4 protein-coding genes are annotated in these 3,011 nt (G+C 35.8%); all 4 read right to left on the reverse strand.

Annotation, left to right across the window (positions count from 1 at the left end):
- Positions 1 to 158: 158 nt before the first annotated feature.
- The 4 genes from BCU91_RS07320 to BCU91_RS07335 all read right to left on the reverse strand — a co-directional run bounded on the left by BCU91_RS07320 (position 159) and on the right by BCU91_RS07335 (position 2,676).
- Entirely contained in the window at positions 159 to 803 is a 645-nt protein-coding gene (locus tag BCU91_RS07320) for a hypothetical protein (RefSeq protein ID WP_102531202.1), read from the reverse strand.
- 198 nt (positions 804 to 1,001) lie between these two features.
- Positions 1,002 to 1,601 carry a CPBP family intramembrane glutamic endopeptidase gene (locus BCU91_RS07325; protein ID WP_157936275.1) on the reverse strand — a complete coding sequence of 200 codons (600 nt, stop codon included), beginning with the start codon at positions 1,599 to 1,601 and terminating at the stop codon, positions 1,002 to 1,004.
- A gap of 119 nt (positions 1,602 to 1,720) precedes the next feature.
- The gene (locus tag BCU91_RS07330; protein WP_102531204.1) at positions 1,721 to 2,119 is read right to left on the reverse strand and encodes a GFA family protein; all 399 of its coding nucleotides are present in this window, start codon (positions 2,117 to 2,119) and stop codon (positions 1,721 to 1,723) included.
- Positions 2,120 to 2,193: 74 nt separating this feature from the next.
- Positions 2,194 to 2,676: a hypothetical protein gene (locus BCU91_RS07335; protein WP_133126586.1), complete on the reverse strand. Its 483-nt coding sequence runs from the start codon at positions 2,674 to 2,676 to the stop codon at positions 2,194 to 2,196.
- Positions 2,677 to 3,011: the final 335 nt, after the last annotated feature.

Here is a 3,011-nt window from a genome sequence, read left to right on the forward strand (position 1 = left end):
ATGCTAAGGGATCGATGCGGCTAGTAAAAAATGTAACTGCTCAGCACACATCGAAAAAGCGTAAGATCTTACGCCGATATTTACACTATAAAGGTATCACTCGGGCTTGTTCAACACTTGGGATAAGGCCGCGGCTACGCGCGGCCTATCCTTATCTGTTAAATTGCGCAGACTTTTTTTCTTGCTACTCTCATCAAAAAAATCATAAACAAGAAGAACAAGATTATCGGTATTAGCATAAAAGATTTAGAATTTGACATGATAAAGTTACCATTATCCAAAGCTAATAAATCTATAGTTAAATAGGAAATTGAAAAACATATAATAGAAAGAACTATAGGAAGGGTCATGTAATCACTTAGATTTTCAACACCATCACTCTTTATTAAGGCAGCACGATCCCAGCCAATATTCCCCCAAATAACACCTATCAGTAAAAATGAAACCTCGAGTGCGGCAGTTAACTTAAACACATTACCCTTTACAAAATATGAGGCTGTGGTGTCGCCACAACTCATTTTTTCACCATAAATTTCATCACAGAGAGGATTTTTGTACACAGAAAGTTCATTAACTATACTTTTAAAATCATGGTAGTTTAACCAAATGAGTAAAAAACCAATAACGAGGAAAAATGATAAATAAACTTTCGATAATGTATTTTTCTCTCCGTCAGATAAATTATCCAATCTGAGCGAAACCTTTTTATCTAACTTTATCCATTTAGAAACCGGGTTTAATGAATCTACTATGCATTTAAAAACCCAAATAGTTTCATTATCCAATTTTGGTTTATTATTCATCCTAAACAACCTTTTAAAAAATAAATCATAAAAACTTCCACACCTAAAAGTGAGGAGGTAATAACTTTAATAGCACTAGCATATATCGAAAACCACAAAGCAATTTAACGCCGTTTTAAGCGGCAAATTGCAGTTGGCTAAAATAAGTGAGGCACGAACAAAAAGCCAACTGTAATTTGTCCGACTTGAAAACCCTTGTTAGGTGCGCTCTTTCAAATAGCCCAACTTATTTAATACTGCTGACTTTATTAAGCCTGGTTCGATTAAACCAGTAACTATTGTGTGTGCGATAATGCAAAGAGCTAAATTTCTATCGCTCATTATGTAGATAAGCGCAAGACCAGAACCTAGGAAAAAAGTATAAAAAGTAGCATTTATAGCCGCTGATAAAGCCTTACCACCCCATACTAAGTGTGCGGTTCCAAATGCTATACCAGAAATAATTATTTGAATGAAATCACTGAAACCTTCTTCTTGAAGGTAATCCATCAATATTTTTCGAAATAATATTTCTTCAAAAAATCCAGAAACTAAAGCACCTAGTAGAGCTAAATATTTTAGTTTATTAAACTTAAACATGTGTTCGCGTACATTAGAGATACTTGCCGCCCCCCAAACATATGAGATAACAACCAAAGCGGCTATGCCCCATGACACTATGCCTACATTTGATAATGTCGCGAAACCAATGGAGCCGAAGAAATTATCAGACGTAATAATCCAGTAAAGTAAAATTCCTCCTTGAACTAGAATAATTGAAGATATTACCTTTAAAGTTTGATTGTCAGCAGATTGCATGGAACCTCCTTGTGCACCTAACGCCCACATTAACGGGCAAAAAATAGTTGGTTAAAATTAGCGACGCAGGAGCAAAACCAACTGTTTTTTGTCCTGTTGAATTGCTTGTTATATGCAAATTACTCTTGAACTTGCCAGTTAGAAGGAAAGCTAATCCACTGACATTTGTTAGAGTTATTTAATGTATGAGTTGGTTCTAAAATTTCAGAAGCTGAAAAACAACCACCAGCGACACCAATTAAATTGGGCATGGTTGATATAGTCCAATACAACGTAGTACCACATTGAGTACAAAAATGACGATTTTGTTCGTGATCTTGCTCTTTATGCCACAACTTATAAATCGTTGTTTCACCTGATTTCTTTAATACGGCATCAGTTTTAAAATAAGTAGATATTCCAAAAGCACTTCCCGTACGTTGTTTACAGTTAGTACAATTACAAACTGAGTTCATTTCAGGCTTACCTGAAAGAGTTATTGATATTTGCTTACAACAGCAAGTAGCTTCAAGTGTCACAAAACCTTCCTTTGCATATAACGCCGCCAGCAGAGGCGCAGCTTTGCTGCGTCCTACTGACTGGCCTTGTTAGCCTACTTTGCATCCATTAATATTTCTTTTCTTACAACAACACAACCGGTACCAGCAGGCATTAGGAATACATCCACTCCACCTTGATTAAGAGAAGTGATGTTCTTATTTACCTCACCTTTATACTCGGCATCTTTGTAGTTTTTTTGAACGGTTGCCATGCAGTTATCAGTGAAATAAATAACCTTTTCATATTCAGCATAACAATGCTCTGATTTTGTTCGGGCAACTGTCATGCTTGTTAATATTGCTCCGTCTGAGTATGTTCGCTCTATTACTGAACTAAATGCGGACTCATCGGGTACTTTGCTATTCCACACGCTACTGGCTCCATGATCGCCATCAGCAATGAAATTAGACACTTTTTCTACCGCTGAAATGCATGTTTTAATTCCATTTGTCTTTGCTTGTTTGGTCGGAATTGTATCTTCAGCAAAAGCTCCAGACACAATCAAGAATGGCAAAAATGCAATTAGTTTTTTCAATTTCATCTCCTTTTATTGTTATTGAAATTATTACTAGTTTGTAGGCTAACAGCTTATTCATTAGCAGCTCAATAATGTTCCAGGCTGCTCAATTCAAACCTCAAAGATACCATCGCTAAGTCATTGTTGTAAATCGAATATTTTTCATAAATACGTAAGTATTGCTCAAAATACTGCCGGAAAAAGAATGCGTCTTTGTTTACGAGGTCTATACAACACTTTAAAAAATTTCGCAGTAGATTGATATGTATGGGTTTTCTCGAATGTTACAAAATTATCGATGCGTAAAAAGCTCATTTTACGCATCCTTTGGCACCAGAATTATCTCAATTTGG

Origin of the sequence: Shewanella sp. 10N.286.52.B9 (genome assembly GCF_002873635.1) — a bacterium.
Classification (GTDB): Bacteria; Pseudomonadota; Gammaproteobacteria; order Enterobacterales; family Shewanellaceae; genus Shewanella.

Coding starts and splice junctions, on each gene's coding strand:
- BCU91_RS07320 (WP_102531202.1), bottom strand. CDS start 803: ATGAATAATAAACCAAAATTGGATAATGAAACTATTTGGGTTTTTAAA.
- BCU91_RS07325 (WP_157936275.1), bottom strand. CDS start 1,601: ATGCAATCTGCTGACAATCAAACTTTAAAGGTAATATCTTCAATTATT.